General features: G+C 57.2%; 4 protein-coding genes. 1 reads left to right on the forward strand and 3 read right to left on the reverse strand.

Annotation, left to right across the window (positions count from 1 at the left end):
- Nucleotides 1-373: SRPBCC family protein (locus tag AC1DRJ_RS24670; RefSeq protein ID WP_477804464.1), on the reverse strand; the 373-nt coding region annotated here is incomplete at its 3' end.
- A gap of 234 nt (nucleotides 374-607) precedes the next feature.
- Here AC1DRJ_RS24670 and AC1DRJ_RS24675 point away from each other — a divergent pair.
- Nucleotides 608-1,009, forward strand: a complete 402-nt coding sequence (locus AC1DRJ_RS24675) for a lysozyme inhibitor LprI family protein (RefSeq protein ID WP_477804465.1) — start codon at nucleotides 608-610, stop codon at nucleotides 1,007-1,009.
- Nucleotides 1,010-1,130: 121 nt separating this feature from the next.
- Here the strand turns inward: AC1DRJ_RS24675 and peaD are convergent, their stop codons facing one another.
- Entirely contained in the window at nucleotides 1,131-2,249 is a 1,119-nt protein-coding gene (gene peaD / locus AC1DRJ_RS24680; protein ID WP_477804466.1) for a quinohemoprotein amine dehydrogenase subunit beta, read from the reverse strand.
- Nucleotides 2,250-2,273: 24 nt separating this feature from the next.
- Nucleotides 2,274-2,373, reverse strand: a 100-nt coding sequence (qhpC, locus tag AC1DRJ_RS24685; RefSeq protein ID WP_477804467.1) for a quinohemoprotein amine dehydrogenase subunit gamma, incomplete at its 5' end; no start/stop codon positions are given.

Consider the following 2,373-nt stretch of genomic DNA (forward strand, 5'->3'; position numbering starts at 1 on the left):
GGGGAATGTGATCGAAACCGGATTCGGACACCCTCAGTAGCGTGCCATCGTCCATGTCTTCGAGTTCAAATTTCACCAGCGTCGTCGGCTCCTGGGAGTAGTCGACTTCAGGGTGGATGGCGTAAGGGTGCCAGCGAAACGAAAACAGCCGTTCCGGCTCGACCCGCTCCACCAGCACATTCCACAGCAAGTGCTCATACCCGGGATACGTTATCTGCCCCTGGGTCCACTCACCGGCGACGAAACGCTTGCCTTCCAGCGCCACGCCAAACCATTGCCCGAACGCTTCGGCATTGGCCAGCACGCGCCAGACGTGTGAACGCTTCGCCTTGAGCAGGATTTTCCTTTCGATGCGATCTGATGCTGGGTTCATAAGACACCTCCTGTACTGAACAGTAGGTCAGTAACAACCACAAGACCAACCCTAAAAATGTACCAATCGCTTGCTGCGATCAACCATGCCCGCAATATTCGGCCGTATTTGCGCGCATAAGTTCGGGTTTGCAGACGAGACAGTTGGCTGGCAGCGCCCCTCTGGCAGGTCTCCTCGGTCGGCAATTGGCTACACTGCTCCCCAATTCCACCCTTGTCACAGCGAGTTTCCTCCATGCAATCACGCTTTCTCCTGGCGCTGGCGCCTGTGATGTTGACCTCAATGACTGTCGCTGCGGACTGCGACAACGCCAGCGACCAGGCCACGATGAACCAGTGCGCGGCGCAGCAGCATGCAGCGGCCGACAAGGAATTGAATGCGCTGTATCAGCAAATCAACACGCGCCTGAAGGGTCAGCCAGACCGCAAAAAGTTGTTGGTAGGGACGCAGCGGGCGTGGATTGCGTTTCGGGATGCCGAATGCACCTTTTCAGCATCGGGAGTGGAAGGGGGCAGCTTGTATCCGTTGGTCTACAGCAACTGCACTACGGACTTGACCAAGGCGCGGGTTCAGACGTTCAAGAACTACCTGAAGTGCCAGGAGGGGGATGTGGGTTGTCCGGTGCCTGGGGTTTGATTGTGTGGTGTTTTTGAGGGCCTCATCGCGAGGCAGGCTCGCCCACATTGGATCTTCGGTGCTACACAGATCGAGTGTGTGAGCGAGCCTGCTCGCGATGGCGGCCTGTCAGGCGCCGCGATTACCGGACAAACACCTGCGCCGTGGTAATCGCCATATCCCCACCCGGCAATTTGATGCTGCCGATCTGCTTCAAGCTGTCGGCATCAAAAACCGCTACATCGTTAAACGTCCCGGCCAGGTAGATCTTGCTGCCGTCCTTGTTGAAGGAAATGCAGTAGTAAGAATGATCCAGCGCCGCCGACTGGAGCATTTTCTTTTCCTTGATGTCGTACTTGGCCAACCGGTTCAGCACCCCGAACATCAGGTTCGGGTCCTTCGGCGAGCGCATGCCGCTGAAGTAGATTTCCGTCAGGGGACCGAAGTCGGTGGTTTCAGTCTTGCCGGTTTTCAGGTCAATGCTGAACAGCCCGTAGAGGTACTCGGCAGTGGCGGGATCTTGCTTCTTGTCCTTGAATTTCGCCGCGGTGTAGAGCAGCGAGAAGTCATGGCGATAGGTCTGCTGGTTCCACACATAGAGCACGTCCGGCGCGCTGTAGTTCGGGCGTTTCCAGTGACGGCTGGGGATCAGCACGTCGAACTTGCCGGTCTTTACATTGACCTTGTAGACGTCTGCCCCCGCCACATACAGCGTGCCGTCATCGCCACTTTGCATGATGGTCAGTTGCCGAGGCGCCGGGAAACTGCGCACGGGTTTGGCGTCCATGCCGGCGTCGGTCGCATAGACATCCAGTCGCGGTTGCTGCACTTCGTAGCGGTCGTTGAGCATCAACGTCGGGTTGGCGACGGTGTACAGCTCCTTGCCATCGTGGCTGATGGTGAAGGCGAACATCGACCGCGCTTTCTCCCCCTGTTTCTGGGTGATGCTGGCGTGGAACACCTGTTTGCAGTTGTCGAGTTCAACTCCATAGACATYGGCGTAGTGGTTGTTCAGCACATAGGCAATCTTGCGGTCCGGCGACAGTTGCACGGTGCCGGGGCCGAAGGCGTCGGGCATCTTGCAGGTCTTGAGCAGTGTGTCGGTTGCCAGGTCGATCACGTGCAGGTTGTTCGGGTAATTGGTGGTCACCATATACTCGTGACCGTCTTGCAGTGCGGTATTTTCATCAGCCAGAACACTGAGCGAACAAGTACTCAGGAGGGCGAAAGCGGCCAGGCCGCAGGCTTTGATGCTGTGCATGCTGGAATCCTTCTTCTTTTCTGATCACTTGTCTTTTGGAAAGACAGTCCCGAGGTTGCGCCAGTTTTCGTTGGACGCCTGGGCATCCTTGTTCCAGTCCGGGTAGGTGCTCATCATGTCGGGC

Source organism: Pseudomonas sp. P5_B2, assembly GCF_056400445.1.